The sequence below is a fragment of the Alteromonas sp. BL110 genome (genome assembly GCF_003443615.1).
Classification (GTDB): Bacteria; Pseudomonadota; Gammaproteobacteria; order Enterobacterales; family Alteromonadaceae; genus Alteromonas.
Map to the genome: position 1 here is coordinate 2,751,283 of NZ_CP031967.1, position 15,428 is coordinate 2,766,710.

The following is a 15,428-nucleotide window of genomic DNA, read 5'->3' on the forward strand; positions in this document are numbered from 1 at the left end:
CACCTTTAGTATGAGGAAATTTTGCCGATACCGAATTACAATAATAGAAAGCTCAATAGAATCTAACTCGGTATTCATTACATGCAGACATTTACTCCAGACGACCTAGAAGAAGATATTCTTGCTGACCTTATGGAGGAAATTAACGAACTCTATGAATCAAGTGAGCAAACTTTGATTGAATTAGAGCTTCGGCCGGAAGATAACGAGTTGCAACGGGCTCTGTTTCGTTCAATCCACACCATTAAAGGCGATTTAGGTTTAGTAAATTTCTCTCCTATGATCCCCCTTTTGCAGCATGTTGAAGATTTACTCGATTACTTACGCAAAGGGCAGGTGGCATATACAAGTACTATGAGTGACTTGGTGCTTCTTACCATGGACAGGGTTAAAGCCTTCGTAGAGGCGGTAATGGCCGATGGTAAGGCTGAATACGATGACAACCTTCACAACCAGCTAGTGCTTGCTATCGGTCGTGTTACGCCTGACAATTCTTCTGAACATGAAAAACGTCTTACTGAAGCTGTGTTGTTACTAAACCCAGCGTTAGACATTGTTGCTGACGGCGACGACCCCGAAAACGTGCAAATTAAGCCGCCCACATTAGCCGCTACAGGTATACCGAAAGACATTAGCACTGAGAAAAAACAAGATATCTTGTTTTTCCGCGATCTTATGCAAACTATTGAGCGCCGTTCTAACTATTGGGTTGGAAGAGGTGACCGTATTGCCAAATTGGCCATGTATATCAATGATGTGGCCGAAAATCCAATTGATGAAGACCAGCTGGCGGTAGCCAGTTACGTTCATGATTTTGGTATGGCGTTCATGCCGTTAAAGCTGTTGCATAAAGGCGATGAATTAAGTGATATTGAGTTTAATCTGATGCGGTCTCACGTTTACAAAAGCGCTCGTTTGTTAGAGCACCTGGACCAATGGGATATGGCCCGTAAAATAGTGATGCAGCATCACGAACGTACAGATGGAACTGGATATCCGCTAGGCATAAAAGAAGACGATATCTGTGAAGGCGCTAAGCTGCTTGCAATTGTTGATACTTACGACGCAATGACACACCCAAGGGCGCACAACGAAGACAATGTGCTTTCCAAAAAAGAAGCAGTGATCGAGATCAATCGCAGTGCCAAAGGCCAGTTCAGTATGAAGTGGGTGAGACTGTTTAATCAGGCTATGACAGCGCTTTTAACTAAAGGGCAGTAAACGCTGCCCTTTGTTTGTTTTTTAAATTAGCTATTATTTGAATTAGGTGCCAATTGACTTGTTGGCTGAGAGCTTAATTCAGCTAAAGGCTTCCCAGCTATCTCACAAAGCGAAACAGGTTTAACTCACACCTAATTCCTTGAGCTTACGGGTAAGCGTGTTTCTTCCCCAACCCAAACGTTTAGCCGCATCTTGCTTGTGGCCATGGGTGTGCTGAAGTGCTCGCTCAAGCATAACGCGCTCGAAAGTCAGCATAGCGTCGTTAAGGATATTATGATGGCCATCGCGTAGTTGTTTGTCGGTCCAGCTCGCAAGTAAATCTGGCCAATCGCCAGACTCTGCGCTTGGCTTTTCAATGCTGCTATCGCTGTGAATTTCTGGCGGCAGATCGCTCGGTAAGACCTCTTGCCCACTTGCCATCACCGTTAGCCAGCGGCATACATTTTCTAACTGTCTTACGTTACCAGGCCATGGTAACTGAGACATAACACGCTCAGCTTCTTTAGAAATGCTTTTCGCTTCCACATCAAGTTCTTTGGCCGCTCGGCGAAGGAAATGGCGTGTTAACAACGGAATATCTTCACGACGTTCGTTGAGTGATGGAAGGTGCACACGAATAACGTTCAGGCGGTGAAATAAATCTTCCCTGAACTTTCCTTCAGCAACACGCTGCTCTAAGTTTTGGTGAGTGGCTGCGATAATGCGTACATCAACGCTTACCGACTGATGGCCGCCTACGCGATAAAACTGGCCATCCGCGAGTACTCGCAAAAGGCGGGTTTGCACATCTAACGGCATATCGCCTATTTCATCTAAGAAAAGTGTGCCGCCGTCAGCTTGCTCAAAACGCCCTTGGCGTGCTGCTTGTGCACCGGTAAAAGCACCTTTTTCATGACCAAACAGCTCAGACTCGACCAAGTCAGCCGGGATTGCCGCCATGTTAAGCGCAATGAAAGGCTTACTCGCTCTGGGGCTGTGCCTGTGGAGTGCGTGGGCTACCAGTTCTTTACCTGTTCCCGATTGACCGTTGATAAGTACGCTAATTGAAGAGCGTGAAAGTCGACCTATAGCACGGAAAACTTCCTGCATAGCAGGCGCTTCACCAATTATCTCGGTTACAACGTCTTCAACTTGTGATTTGGATACCGTCGACTGCTCTCTTGCGTGAGCAAGGGCGCGCTGGGTTAAGGTTACCGCTTCGTCAATATCAAAAGGTTTTGGCAAGTATTCAAATGCCCCTTTTTGATAAGCGTTTACCGCACTGTCTAAATCCGAATGCGCCGTCATAATAATTACGGGAAGCAACGGATGGGAAGCGTGTACTTCGTTCAGTAATGTCATGCCGTCCATTTGTGGCATTCTTATGTCTGAAATGATGACTTCGGGGGCTTGACCGCTTTGAAGTTGAAGCAATAAATCTTCAGGGTTTTCAAAACTCAAACAGCTGATATCAGCGGCTTGTAAGGCCTTTTGCAGCACCCAACGAATAGAACTGTCATCATCGACAATCCACACAGACTCATTCGTCATCGTCTGTCTCCTTACGATCTATTGGTATGTAAATTACGAACTCAGTGTGACCAGGGTAGCTGTCTACATCTATTTTGCCGCCGTGGTGGTTAATGAGGGTTTGTGAAATAGACAAACCTAACCCAGAACCATTTTGTTTACTTGTGACCATGGGGTAGAAAAGGGTGTCTTTAACTTCAGCAGGAATGCCTGGGCCGTTATCTATAATTTTTACTTTTGCTACCAGCGCATGACGTTTCGTTTGAATAGTCATTTGGCGCTCTATTCTCGTCACTAGCCTAATTTCAGGGTTAGGGGTTTGGCTCTCGGTTAGAGCCTGAATACTATTTCTAACTATATTAAGTACCGCTTGCTGAATCATGTCTGGGTCTAATAAAAGCGGCGGTATGCTCGGGTCATAGTCACGGACTATGGTTATAGGGTTGTCTGAATCAAAGCGCATTAAGCTACGTATTTTCTCAAGCGCTTGATGCACATTGCTCTCTTCGAACCGAGGCAGTGAATTTGGGCCTAACAAACGGTCCACAAGGTTTCGCAGGCGATCAGATTGCTCAATAATCATGCGCGTGAACTCTTTATGTTCTTCCGACAGCTCTTTTTCTAAAAGCTGCGCCGCGCCACGAATTCCGCCCAGCGGATTTTTTATCTCATGCGCTAGACCACGCACTAGTTCTCGCGCTGCATAATGCTGTGCATTTTGTAAATTCTCACGAGAAATACGTTTTTGTTGATCAATCTTTTTTACTTCGAACAATAGCCGCGGGCCATCTTCAAAGTGTAAGTTGGTAACGGTCAAATCGGCAGATACATAGCGGTTATCTCTAAATGCCAACTTAATTTCGTTTTCGGTAAAATCTTCACCTTTCCTAATAGCCGCTTTTAGTCGTGTGGTTTCTATTGTCCCTGGTAAGAAAAAGTCTTGAAGCGGGTGCCCGATAAGTTGTTTAAGCCCCGTCTCGAACAAAGCTTCGCCCGCGTGGTTGGCGTAAACAATGGTAAGTTTGTTATCTACCATTACCAACGCAGTGTTTAGGCTATTTATAAGCTGTTGTGTTTCTAACTCGGTGGAATGCATCCGAGCTCGTCTCCTTTGCACCATAATTGTGCATTGTAGCGTGCAATGATGCAATGCGCGAATAGAGACTAAGCAAACATAGCTTACTGAACCTCGTTGGTGCGCTTGTATGACAATGGTTGCACGCTATTAGTTATTAATTAACGCCGATGCCTGATGTAGGTAAAGGGTTTGTTCTGGAGACGATGCAAGAGTCTTGCCCGTATTGTTAGTTAGCTCAACTTTAAAAGTATGTGCTCCACGATGGATACCTGAGAGTTTAAATACGCCCGAATTATTGCTTGCAAATGGGGCGTTGTCGAAAATCAATCGGTAAGTAGGCGCTTTAGGTGCACCAGTTTGTGCTGCAGAAATGGTTAGCTCACCTAAGTTATTTCGGATTGTTGCTTCTGGTGCTGGATATTTAATAGTCACGCGATAATTAGGTTTGGGCGCATCAGGCTTAAGCGGCTGCGGGGGAGGTACTTTGGCTGCTGTGACTACGTTTTGCGTTTTATCATCGAATGCTAGTGGCTCAGCATTTTTTTGTGGCTTATCGGTGAAAGTAATAGAGCCGTCTTTTCCTACCACTTTATAGATTGTTTTAGTCGAAGAAGACGAGGAAGTTGATACTGGGGCGCGTGGTTCCTCGGTTGCTTGTGCTTGATGCTGCCCATTGTTTTGATCTTGAATTAGCGAAGCGGCTTGAAGGGGGAACATTCCATTACTGCCACCTAATAGTAGTGAAGCTAAGCAGATGTATCGCATCATGTTTTGCACGTATGGTTTCCTAATCAATCTATTTTGAAATTGCCAACCTAGTACTTTTTTACTTTCGGGCTGTTGCTACATCATTTAAGCGATACCTAAATAAGGGGTAGCCCCTCGCTCACAGGTCTAAATAGGCTATCCTAGGTGATGCTTTTTAGCGTAGACCTAAAGACATAGTAGTTAATTGGAAAGCATAAAAAAAGCCCGCAAAGCGGGCTTTAGTATTTATCGCTATACAGAGTGTTATTACACGCTGTAGTACATGTCAAACTCAACTGGGTGAGTTGTCATGTTAAGTGTAGTTACTTCTTCAGACTTAAGGTCGATGTATGCATCAATCATGTCGTCAGTCATAACGCCACCTGCTTTAAGGAAGTCACGGTCGTTATCAAGTGCTTCAAGCGCCATTTCAAGAGAGCTTGCAACAGTAGGAATTTCAGCCGCTTCTTCTGGTGGTAGATCGTACAAGTCTTTATCCATCGAGTCGCCAGGGTGGATCTTGTTTTTGATACCGTCAAGGCCAGCCATTAGCATTGCAGAGAATGCAAGGTAAGGGTTAGCTGTTGGGTCAGGGAAACGTACTTCAATACGACGCGCTTTATCGCTAGTTACGTGAGGAATACGAATTGATGCAGAACGGTTACGCGCAGAGTATGCAAGCATTACCGGCGCTTCGAATCCAGGTACTAAACGCTTGTAAGAGTTAGTAGAAGCGTTAGCGAAGGCGTTGATTGCACGCGCGTGCTTAATAATACCACCGATGTAGTAAAGTGCTTCTTCAGAAAGACCTGCGTATTTGTCACCTGCGAAGATGTTAACGCCGTCTTTAGAGATAGACTGGTGACAGTGCATACCAGAACCATTGTCACCCACAAGTGGCTTAGGCATAAAAGTAGCAGTTTGGCCATATGCATGTGCAACATTATGTACAACATACTTATACACCTGGATTTCATCCGCTTTCTTAACTAGCGTATTGAATTCACAAGCGATTTCGTTTTGACCCGCTGTCGCTACTTCGTGGTGGTGAGCTTCAATTACAAGGCCCATTTCTTCCATAACCATACACATAGCAGCACGAATGTCATGAGCAGAATCTACCGGAGGTACTGGGAAGTAGCCGCCTTTAACGCCAGGGCGGTGAGCCATGTTGCCGCCTTCAAATTCTTCACCTGAGTTCCACTTTGCTTCTGAAGAGTCAATCTTGTAGAACGAGCCTGCCATATCTGTGTGGAAACGCACGTCGTCGAAAAGGAAGAACTCTGGCTCTGGACCGAAGAAGCATGTGTCGCCGATACCTGTAGATTTCAAGTACTCTTCTGCACGGCGAGCAACAGAACGTGGGTCACGCTCGTAACCTTCCATTGTAGAAGGCTCAACAATGTCACAACGGATATTTACTTGTGTTTCTTCTGCGAAAGGGTCTACAACGCAGCTGTCTGCGTCTGGAAGAAGAACCATGTCTGATTCGTTGATGCCTTTCCAACCAGCAATTGAAGAACCGTCGAACATTTTACCTTCTTCGAAGAATTCTTCATCAACAACACTTGCAGGAATTGATACGTGTTGTTCTTTACCCTTAGTGTCGGTAAAACGTAAATCTACAAACTTCGCTTCACTTTCTTTAATCAGTTCTAATGCCTTATCTACTGACATCGTGTCCTCCAGGTTTAATGTAAAAATGCGGAATGATCAGCTTCACTCCAACAGTGGCAAAAGTGAAAGCGATTATCATGCCATTTACAAGCAAGCCGAATTTTGCGGCATGGACAGGCATATATCACTTCCATTTGAATTGTTGTGCACTATTAATGTGCATGGTTGCCCCATTGCGGTGCTTAATTGTTACTTTTATGTCATCTAGCCTAGATCACTTTCTACCTCACCACCACCGTATATGATCAATTCGGTGCAATTGGTCTGATTATTTTTTGAACTGAAGAGGTAATTACAATAAAAGTAACTTCTTATCAAAAAAAGGTGCGCAAACGTCGTGGTTTTTCTGTACAATCCGCGCAAATTTCTCTATCTGCATTTTTTTGCAACAAATCTAATGCAGACTTATTCGATTCCCGAATTAAGTTGGCATCGATTTACACAGGCTCTATATAAGCATGAATACCACTGATATTAGTAAATTGCGTAACATCGCAATCATCGCCCACGTTGACCACGGTAAAACCACCCTGGTAGACAAACTGTTACAGCAGTCTGGCACCCTTGAATCTCGAGGCGAGCAAGAAGAACGCGTAATGGACTCGAACGACATCGAGAAAGAACGTGGCATTACCATCCTAGCTAAAAACACAGCGATTAACTGGAATGACTACCGAATCAATATCGTAGATACCCCAGGACACGCTGACTTCGGTGGTGAAGTAGAACGTGTAATGTCAATGGCTGACTCTGTACTTCTACTTGTAGATGCACAGGAAGGCCCAATGCCACAAACGCGTTTCGTAACGCAAAAAGCATTTGCCCAAGGCCTTAAGCCAATTGTTGTTATCAATAAAATCGACAAGCCTGGCGCACGCCCTGATTGGGTTATGGACCAAGTGTTCGACCTTTTCGACAACCTAGGCGCAACTGACGAGCAGTTGGATTTCCAAGTTGTTTATGCTTCTGCACTAAATGGCTGGGCATCACACGATGCAGACGAGCCTCAAGAAGACATGAATGCGCTATTTGAAACTATCGTTGAGCAAGTTTCTGCACCTGATGCAGACGTAGACGGTCCTTTCCAAATGCAAATTTCTCAGCTTGATTACAACTCTTATGTGGGTGTAATTGGTGTAGGTCGTGTTAAGCGCGGTTCAGTTAAGCCAAACCAACAAGTTACTGTCGTTACTGCTGATGGTGAAAAACGCAATGGTAAAGTTGGCTTAGTTTACGGTTATCTTGGTCTTGCTCGTCATGAAGTTGAATCTGCGCATGCTGGCGACATCATTGCTATTACAGGTCTTGGCGAACTTAAAATCTCTGACACTATCTGTGACCAAAATACGGTTGAAGCGCTTCCTCCACTTACGGTTGATGAGCCTACTGTAACTATGACCTTCCAAGTAAACACGTCTCCGTTTGCGGGTAAAGAAGGTAAGTACGTTACATCGCGTAACATTCTAGAGCGCCTTAACGACGAACTAGTACACAATGTGGCGCTTCGCGTTGAAGAAACTCAAGACCCTGATAAGTTCCGCGTATCAGGTCGTGGTGAACTACACCTAGGTATTCTTATTGAAAACATGCGTCGTGAGGGTTACGAGCTTGCTGTATCTCGTCCAGAAGTAATTCTGAAAGAAGTTGATGGCGAAACTCAAGAACCTTACGAAACACTGACGATTGACTGTGAAGAGCAGCACCAGGGTTCTATCATGGAGCAGCTTGGTCTTCGTAAAGCTGAAATGACCGATATGTCTCCAGATGGCAAAGGTCGCGTACGTATCGATTTCGTTATTCCAAGTCGTGGCCTAATTGGTTTCCAAACAGACTTTATGACGATGACATCAGGTTCTGGTTTGCTATACCACACGTTCGACCACTACGGTCCGTACAAGGGCGGTATTATCGGTAAGCGTAAAAATGGTGTACTTATCGCCAATGCAAACGGTAAAGCCCTGACTAACGCCCTGTTTAACCTGCAAGAGCGTGGTCGCCTATTTATCGGTCACGGTGTAGAAGTGTACGAAGGTATGGTTATTGGTATTCACAGCCGTGACAATGACCTAACAGTAAATGCACTTAAAGGTAAACAGCTTACAAACGTTCGTGCCTCTGGTACTGACGAAGCGCAAACTCTAGTTCCACCAATCAAGATGTCACTTGAGCAAGCGCTTGAGTTTATCGATGATGACGAGCTAGTAGAAGTAACGCCGGAGTCTATTCGTATTCGTAAGAAGCTTCTTACAGAAAACGAGCGTAAGCGTGCATCTCGCGCACCTAAGTCTTAATATCCTTTAAGACTACATTGATTTCAAAAATGCCAGCTTTTGCTGGCATTTTTTTATTTAGCAATTGAATTTAGTTCAGCAGAAATTTGCGGCTAGTCTTGTCTATTTTACATTTGCTTAAAGTTATCCCTTTGAGTTCACCCATTAAGTTAGTTAACGGTATTAGTTAAACATCCAAAAGCTTAAACATCGACCAAAGGTTAGTGGTCAAACGTGCTTATAGCTTCTATGCTTTAGAAAATAAATGTTTACGCATTAACTCGTAAGCTAAGTCGTTGTAATATCAACGTCTAATGACCTAACAAAAGGGGAAGGGTAGTGTTTTCTGTAGCCGTTGTTGAAGATGATCCTATTACGTTAGACCTTATTACTGATGCGTTAGAGACGCAGTTAGACGCTACTGTTTTTCCATTTACGCGTAGTAAATTTGCGAGAGATTTCTTGCTACAACAAACTTCTGACACCATAAGCTTGATTATAAGTGACCAAGTAATGCCGGATTATGACGGGCTTAGCCTTTTAAAAACTTGTCAGTCATCTGGTTTGAACGTCCCTTTTTTGCTAATTACTGCCGACCCTAACAAAGAGCTCGTTATTGAAGCGCGTAAGCTCCAAGTATCAGGCTTTTTAGCTAAACCCTTGAATATGGAAGAGCTGGTTCAAAAGTCGAAAGAAGCCGTCACACAAGCGAACTAGACGTCAAAAGCTGTCTCACGCCGCGAAGTTTCACTCAATACGACAATTAGCATTGCAAGTGAGCGTGATTTCATCATTGCAAAGGGAGTAATGGCAAAAGGCTACTTAGCCATTGCTCGCTTAACGCTTTAAATTTCCCTCTATCAAAGTACATTTCGATATAGCAAATTTGAGTTAATTCATCTTACGCCCCTAGTTTATGGAACGCTAAAATTCTACACTGGTGCTATAAGTTTTTGAGCAACAGGATGTAATGTGAGCGCCTTATTCGATAATACCCCTTCTAGAAAAGATACGTTTTCGTTCAAATGGCAAAAGTACAAAGGAAAAGACATCATCCCAGCTTGGGTGGCTGATACCGAGTTTCGTTGTGCTCAGCCAATCTTAGACGCCATCTCTGGTCAAGTTGAACATGGGAATATGGGGTATATACTGCCTGCCCATCACGAAGGCGCTATACAGGCTGTGGTAAGATGGCTAAAAGATAAGCATAACTGGGAAATCCAGCCCGAGTGGCTAGTGTGGACTCCAGGTGTGGTACCTGCGTTCAACGTAGCGTGCAAAGCCTATTGTGAACCCGGCGATAAAGTGCTTATTCAAACGCCTAATTACCCGCCACTGCTGGCAGCGCCAAAGCTTAACGGCCTAGAGCGAGTAGATATAGGTACGGTTGTAGAAAGCGCTAACGGTGAACGGTCAGATAGTATCAGTGATGTCGAAGGAGCGCGCTATACACTAGATTTTGACGCATTAGAGAAAGAAGCTGCAGACCCTAAGTGCAAGCTCTTTATTCTTTGTAACCCCATGAACCCAGTAGGCTCGGTACTTTCTAAAGCTGAGCTAGACCGCATTGCTGAAATCTGTAATGCGAACAATGTTAAGCTTTGCTCTGATGAAATTCACTGTGACCTTATTTTAGAAGACGGGAAGCAGCACATTCCGGCAGGCCGCGAGTCCAACCTTGCTGAAAATAGCGTAACGCTTATGGCTGCCAGCAAAACATTCAATATTGCTGGTTTAGGTACGTCTTTTGCCATTATCCCTAATCGTCAACTGCGTCAGGCATTTACCAATGCCGCAGCGGGTATAGTGCCCTGGGTAACCGTACTGGGGTTGGCGGCAACTGAAGCGGCATTTACTCAATGCGACGATTGGCATCAGCAACAGCTTACCTACTTACGTGAAAACAGAGACATGGTGTTTAACACCATTAACGGTATTGACGGGCTTAGAATGCTAAAAGCCGACGCCACTTTTCTTGCATGGGTAGATGCCAGCGGATTGGGTGTAGAAAACGTACAGGAATGGGCGGAAGAGAAGGGTGTTGGCCCATCTCCGGGTATTGATTTTCACAAGGCGGATCATTTCAGAATCAACTTTGGCTGCAGCAAAGCAATGCTCCAAGACATTCTGCAACGCCTCGCCAGCTAAAAAAAACTGTGGGGTCAGAGTCAGGACTCTGACCCCACACCTCAAAGGTGTTAGCTGAAAACACCGATTAGCTTATATAGACCCAAACCAATCACTGTGCCTACTACCACAAAGCCAGCTAGGTTACTTTTCCACGTGTTTCTAAACTCACCCAGCGCTGTGCTTTTATTCATAACGACCAGCAAAAATATTGCGATAATAGGTAGCAGTAAGGCATTTGTTGCCTGGGCAAACAAAATAGCAGGTAGGGGCTTAAAGCCAAGTGCTGCAACACTTACACCAACCACAATGATAATAAACCATACCGCTTTAAAGCTTTTACTTTGCATATCGTCAGAGAGCCCGAGCGCGCCGGTTACCGCATAAGCGGCGGCTAAAGGCGCGGTAATGGCACTGGTTAAACCGGCTGCGAACAACCCTAATGCAAAGAACCACTGTGCTTTGTCACCTAATACCGGTTTTAGCTGCTCGCCCATGTTCGATGCGTCCATAGTGGCAGCTTGGTTGAAGAACGCCATCATTGCTGTTGCCATTACAATAAGCGTAATAAGTCCACCCATACTGATTGCTTTAGCCGACTGGTTTCGACAGGCTGCTACTGCATCTTGTTTATCCTGCCCTTGTGATGATTTCGCAACTAGACTGGCATGAAGGAATAAGTTGTAGGGCACTATGGTTGTGCCGATGAGGGCTAGCACGGTGGTAATAGCATCTGCGTCTAACCGCGGTGACATTAGTTGGCTAAACATTGCGGTAATATCAGGTTTTGCTACTAGCAGCGTCACTAAAAATACACCCGCCATAATGAAGACAAGGTACACCAGTACTGTCTCTATCCACTTATAGCTGCCTGACCATAGCAACACAATGGCAATAGTACCTAATATACTGGCCCACGGGCCTATACCTATATCGATAAAAGCGTCTAAGCCGATTGCAGCGCCCGTTAAGTTACCCGATTCATAGGCAGCGTTACCAATGCCAATAGCGCTTACTATAAGCACAATAAAGGCGTTCTTAAGCCACGGTTTGTATGCCATGTTTTTCATTGCGCTAGCTAGGCCTTGGCCACTTGCTACACCAAGACGTGCCGCCATGTCTTGCAATACAATGGTTGCAAATATGGAAAAAAGTAGCGCCCATACCAAGTGAAAACCAAAGTTTGCACCCGCCAAGCTTGCTGTAGTTACTGTTCCAGGGCCAATGAAGGCGGCCGCGATGATATATCCTGATTTATCTTTTGCCATTGCAACGACTCTTAGTTAAGTTTTGCTATCATGACAATAGGTGGGCGAGCACGCAACAGTACCGCTAAACCAATACAGTAACAGATTGGTTTTAAACCTATTGTCGCGTACCCAGTGCAAAGACTTCGTTTTTCTTCGTGTCCAATCCCAACTATGTGGGAGAGGTATGAGGCTAGAAAACATGCCCTTTGCAAATTGGCCGCGCAGACTACCGTTTCGAGAAAGAGAACGCAAATTAAAAAAGGAAGGTAATGGTGAAAGACGGGTTTCCAGTACACATCATCAGCGATATTGTTTCGCATCCCCATTTCAAAAATGTACTTCCGAATGCCTATCACGTTGATGGTATGATCTTTGCGGTGGCCGCCGCACCAGAAATCCCCATGCCCGAGCAATGGATGCCTTGGCTTATTCAATCTGGAGACAGCAAACTAGTAGACAAAGATGTCGATACGCTGGCAGATACCTTAATGAGCGGCTTGCGCGCCCATTTAGACTTTATGCGCCAGAGTAAATCGCCCTTACCCATTGAGCTCACCGAAGCGATAGAGGTGGAAGGAGCGATGAGGCCTTCAAAGGAGTTGGAAAGCTGGCTGAACGGCTTATTACAAGTACATAAACAATTAGAGCCAGTCTGGCAAAATGCATGGAACCATCTTGAGAAGCATTCGGGAAAGAATAAGAGAGACGGCGAAGATAAGCTAGCTGAGCCTGCAGAGGCGAGGTTGTCCCGCTGTTTAAAACTTTTTTCAACGCTTGCGAATATCGAGTTGGCCTTGTCCTACAGAAACGAAAAACAAGTGACCCAGCTTGAAAGTAGTATACACATGCTTGTTAAACAGTTGCCATCGGTACTCGCAGATTACACGAATTTATCAGGCGAGTTGGCGCAAGCTTTACCTAATCAATTCGAAACCTTTAACAAGATTACTTAGACCTTTATCTAATTGGCTGCAACGCATCTGATTAGCGTTGCCTTTGCTGTTGGTGACGTTGATTTAAAGTGTGTTTGAGCGAGGCTGTGTAGCTATCTAGCTCAAGCTTCGCCTTTTCATATTGCTCGTTTAACAGTATTGAGGCTGGCTCTCTCATAAGCGCCTTGAACGCAATATCTGTCTGTTTGAGCAAGTGTTTGAGGTGTTGATTACTATCATCCATGGTAAACATTCCGATAAAAACAATTCAATAAACCCGATATATGGTGAGTTCGGGCAGCTATGTGTGATGTCTACAACACGCTCTACTTTAAGTTTTACAAACTTCTTACATCACACAGTAGTACTGGTCCTTAAGTACTGACTTCCTTAATGCCTATGAATGCCTGCGTGTAGCTAAACCTAAAATGGCTTAACTACAGCCAGACATACGATGGCAAGAATAATTAACACCGGGGCTTCATTCAAAAAGCGATAGAAGCGCGGAGTGTGCCTATTTTCATCTCGTGCGAACTGCTTCATCAATTTAAACAAATAGAAGTGGTAGCCGTAAATAGCAAGCAGTAGCAGTAATTTTATATGTAGCCATCCTGACATTTTAAACCAGGTACCGCCATAGCTGACAATGAGCGCAACGCCGAATGCCAGAGTTAATAAGGCGAATGGGGTAACGAAGAGCCATAATCGACGTTCCATGACCTTAAATTCATCTTTAACTATTTGAGACTGAGTCGTGGCATGATAAACGAACAGTCGCGGTAAATAGAAAAGTCCTGCCATCCACGCCAGCATGAAAAAGATGTGCAGTGCTTTAAACCATAAAATGTACATATTAATAATGTGCCTTTTGTAAGAAGCTTTGCAAGATATTCCAGGTTACTACGCCAATGATATCGTTAAGCTCCTGATCGTAAATATAAACTGCGCCAGAGCGCGAGTTTTTAAGATGTTCGTATACTTCGTGCAGCGTAGACTGCGCGCTGATGCCTTCCATTTCATAATAGTTTAACGCTGTAGCGTCGTGTTCCAGACTTACATTATATTGGACCAGCTTATACTGCACATCTATTTCAAATTTTGACTTCTGAATGACAATTTTTGTTGGGTCCCCTTCCAAATAGTTGATTAATGCTTGTTCTGGGGCATCGTGAAAAAGCTTATAATCTGTGTTCATTGCCGCTAGTACACCGGTCTTTTCAAGGGCTTCTCTGATAGACGAAATAGCATATGGAAGGTTCTGATAGTCGAGCTGTCGTATAAAGATAGAGCGGTTGCCGAAAAACTGCGTAGACGTTACGTATGCAGGCACTATTACCAGCATAGCTGGCAAAATTATTTGAGGGCTATAGGAGAGCTCCATAACCGCAGATAGTGCAGCTAGAGGCGCGTGTAAGACCGCTGTTAACATACCCGCAATCCCCAGCAATGCAAAGCTGTTAGTAAATTCAGGCACGTTGATAAAGTACGACAACGGCAATAAAAGCACGGCGCCAGCAAGCATACCTATGACCATAACCGGCCCTATGATCCCTCCAGGGATACCAAGACCGATAGCAAATACCGCCAAGATAACCTTAAACACAAGGGTAGATACTAACAATAGAGCGCCAGGGGAACTATCGAATAAGTGCTCCACGTCGATAAAATTTGCCCCAAGCGCTTCTGGTATAAACATGCCAATAGACCCGGTAATCAGTGCAGCAAGTATCAAGCGCCACACCATTGAAACCGGTCGGAACCAAGTCATAACACGCATAAGTTGGCTATTAAAAAGCACCGCCAACATACCCAACAAAATGCCTAACAGTACTAAATAGAAATACATCCATTGGCTAAAGGCATTAAACGATAAGAAGGAAAGCTCATTAACCTCACCGAATACGATACGGGTAAGCACTGAGCCACAGGCAGCGGCCAGCATGATAGGTACAAATATGTGGATTTTGTATTCTCGAAGCACCACTTCCATTACAAAGATGACGGCAGCGAAGGGGGTATTAAACGATGCAGAAATACCCGCAGCAATGCCACAGCCGGCAAGAATTCGAATGCTGTTGTAGGGCAAACGGAGCCATTGCCCAAGAAAGCTACTGCCCGAAGCCCCCATATGCACAGAGGGGCCTTCACGACCTACGACAAAGCCACCAGCTAACGCCAGCATACCGCCAAAAAACTGGTTTATGGTTGTTCTGAAAGGCACATAACCGTAATAGTATTTTACCCGGTGAATGACAAAAGGAATACCCAAGCGGTAATGCTTGAAGCCGGTGAGAAAAGCAATGAACAGTATTAAGCCTACACTAATAAGCGGCATAACCAGCCACACTAACCAGTCGTAAGCAAGAACTGACTTTAGCGACGATACCCCTGTTTCTTGAAGCCATTCAACACATAGTCGAAACAGTATAATAATAAGCGCCGCGCAGGTTCCCCCTACAATGCCCAGCATGCACAACTGAATAGTAGTGCGTGGATGAGCTAACTCCTCTCTTAAAGCCTGCAAGCGCATGTTGTGGTACAGTAGATTAACGTAGCTAGCAGCTTACCATAAACACTTAAAATTCATAATATTTAGAACGCGTTAGCGTTTTGTAGT

General features: G+C 44.7%; 13 protein-coding genes. 5 read left to right on the plus strand and 8 right to left on the minus strand.

The genetic code is table 11. From position 1 onward, the window contains the following. The first annotated feature begins 81 nt into the window (after positions 1-81). Positions 82-1,221, plus strand: a complete 1,140-nt coding sequence (locus D1814_RS11860; RefSeq protein ID WP_118492495.1) for an HD-GYP domain-containing protein — start codon at positions 82-84, stop codon at positions 1,219-1,221. Between the two features lie 120 nt (positions 1,222-1,341). On the opposite strand, the gene glnG is transcribed toward D1814_RS11860, so the two are convergent. From glnG to glnA, 4 genes are all read right to left on the minus strand, one after another. Then, positions 1,342-2,751 (minus strand): nitrogen regulation protein NR(I), encoded by a 1,410-nt coding sequence (gene glnG / locus D1814_RS11865; RefSeq protein ID WP_118492497.1) that lies wholly within the window; start codon positions 2,749-2,751, stop codon positions 1,342-1,344. Further along, positions 2,741-3,826: a nitrogen regulation protein NR(II) gene (gene glnL / locus D1814_RS11870; RefSeq protein WP_118492499.1), complete on the minus strand. Its 1,086-nt coding sequence runs from the start codon at positions 3,824-3,826 to the stop codon at positions 2,741-2,743. The genes glnG and glnL overlap by 11 nt, the downstream gene beginning before the upstream one ends. A gap of 129 nt (positions 3,827-3,955) precedes the next feature. Beyond that, on the minus strand, positions 3,956-4,585 hold the full coding sequence (locus D1814_RS11875; protein WP_118492501.1) for a DUF4124 domain-containing protein: 630 nt from the start codon (positions 4,583-4,585) through the stop codon (positions 3,956-3,958). Positions 4,586-4,822: 237 nt separating this feature from the next. Beyond that, complete coding sequence (gene glnA / locus D1814_RS11880) at positions 4,823-6,232, minus strand: glutamate--ammonia ligase (protein ID WP_118492503.1); 1,410 nt, start codon at positions 6,230-6,232, stop codon at positions 4,823-4,825. Positions 6,233-6,690: 458 nt separating this feature from the next. Between glnA and typA the strand changes: the two genes are divergently transcribed. From typA to D1814_RS11895, 3 genes are all read left to right on the plus strand, one after another. Beyond that, positions 6,691-8,523, plus strand: coding sequence for a translational GTPase TypA (gene typA / locus D1814_RS11885; RefSeq protein WP_118492505.1), 1,833 nt, complete (start codon positions 6,691-6,693; stop codon positions 8,521-8,523). A gap of 318 nt (positions 8,524-8,841) precedes the next feature. Next, a complete protein-coding gene (locus D1814_RS11890; protein WP_118492507.1) occupies positions 8,842-9,219 on the plus strand; it encodes a response regulator in 378 nt (125 codons plus the stop codon). A 255-nt stretch (positions 9,220-9,474) separates the two neighbouring features. After that, the gene (locus D1814_RS11895; protein ID WP_118492509.1) at positions 9,475-10,650 is read left to right on the plus strand and encodes a MalY/PatB family protein; all 1,176 of its coding nucleotides are present in this window, start codon (positions 9,475-9,477) and stop codon (positions 10,648-10,650) included. 50 nt (positions 10,651-10,700) lie between these two features. Here D1814_RS11895 and D1814_RS11900 read toward each other — a convergent pair whose 3' ends face one another. Then, positions 10,701-11,897: an Nramp family divalent metal transporter gene (locus D1814_RS11900; protein ID WP_118492511.1), complete on the minus strand. Its 1,197-nt coding sequence runs from the start codon at positions 11,895-11,897 to the stop codon at positions 10,701-10,703. A 251-nt stretch (positions 11,898-12,148) separates the two neighbouring features. Between D1814_RS11900 and D1814_RS11905 the strand changes: the two genes are divergently transcribed. Then, positions 12,149-12,832 (plus strand): UPF0149 family protein, encoded by a 684-nt coding sequence (locus D1814_RS11905; RefSeq protein WP_118492513.1) that lies wholly within the window; start codon positions 12,149-12,151, stop codon positions 12,830-12,832. 31 nt (positions 12,833-12,863) lie between these two features. Here D1814_RS11905 and D1814_RS11910 read toward each other — a convergent pair whose 3' ends face one another. The 3 genes from D1814_RS11910 to D1814_RS11920 form a co-directional block, all read right to left on the minus strand. Continuing rightward, the gene (locus tag D1814_RS11910) at positions 12,864-13,055 is read right to left on the minus strand and encodes a hypothetical protein (RefSeq protein WP_118492515.1); all 192 of its coding nucleotides are present in this window, start codon (positions 13,053-13,055) and stop codon (positions 12,864-12,866) included. Between the two features lie 179 nt (positions 13,056-13,234). Further along, positions 13,235-13,663 carry a CopD family protein gene (locus D1814_RS11915; protein ID WP_118492517.1) on the minus strand — a complete coding sequence of 143 codons (429 nt, stop codon included), beginning with the start codon at positions 13,661-13,663 and terminating at the stop codon, positions 13,235-13,237. Position 13,664: 1 nt separating this feature from the next. Next, positions 13,665-15,341 (minus strand): chloride channel protein, encoded by a 1,677-nt coding sequence (locus D1814_RS11920; RefSeq protein WP_118492519.1) that lies wholly within the window; start codon positions 15,339-15,341, stop codon positions 13,665-13,667. Positions 15,342-15,428: the final 87 nt, after the last annotated feature.

What these genes read in the sequence shown, in the direction of transcription:
- glnA (WP_118492503.1), bottom strand. Translation starts at nt 6,232, where the DNA reads ATGTCAGTAGATAAGGCATTAGAACTGATTAAAGAAAGTGAAGCGAAG.
- glnL (WP_118492499.1), bottom strand. Translation starts at nt 3,826, where the DNA reads ATGCATTCCACCGAGTTAGAAACACAACAGCTTATAAATAGCCTAAAC.
- D1814_RS11915 (WP_118492517.1), bottom strand. Translation starts at nt 13,663, where the DNA reads ATGTACATTTTATGGTTTAAAGCACTGCACATCTTTTTCATGCTGGCG.
- glnG (WP_118492497.1), bottom strand. Translation starts at nt 2,751, where the DNA reads ATGACGAATGAGTCTGTGTGGATTGTCGATGATGACAGTTCTATTCGT.
- D1814_RS11910 (WP_118492515.1), bottom strand. Translation starts at nt 13,055, where the DNA reads ATGGATGATAGTAATCAACACCTCAAACACTTGCTCAAACAGACAGAT.
- typA (WP_118492505.1), top strand. Translation starts at nt 6,691, where the DNA reads ATGAATACCACTGATATTAGTAAATTGCGTAACATCGCAATCATCGCC.
- D1814_RS11860 (WP_118492495.1), top strand. Translation starts at nt 82, where the DNA reads ATGCAGACATTTACTCCAGACGACCTAGAAGAAGATATTCTTGCTGAC.
- D1814_RS11900 (WP_118492511.1), bottom strand. Translation starts at nt 11,897, where the DNA reads ATGGCAAAAGATAAATCAGGATATATCATCGCGGCCGCCTTCATTGGC.
- D1814_RS11920 (WP_118492519.1), bottom strand. Translation starts at nt 15,341, where the DNA reads ATGCGCTTGCAGGCTTTAAGAGAGGAGTTAGCTCATCCACGCACTACT.
- D1814_RS11905 (WP_118492513.1), top strand. Translation starts at nt 12,149, where the DNA reads ATGGTGAAAGACGGGTTTCCAGTACACATCATCAGCGATATTGTTTCG.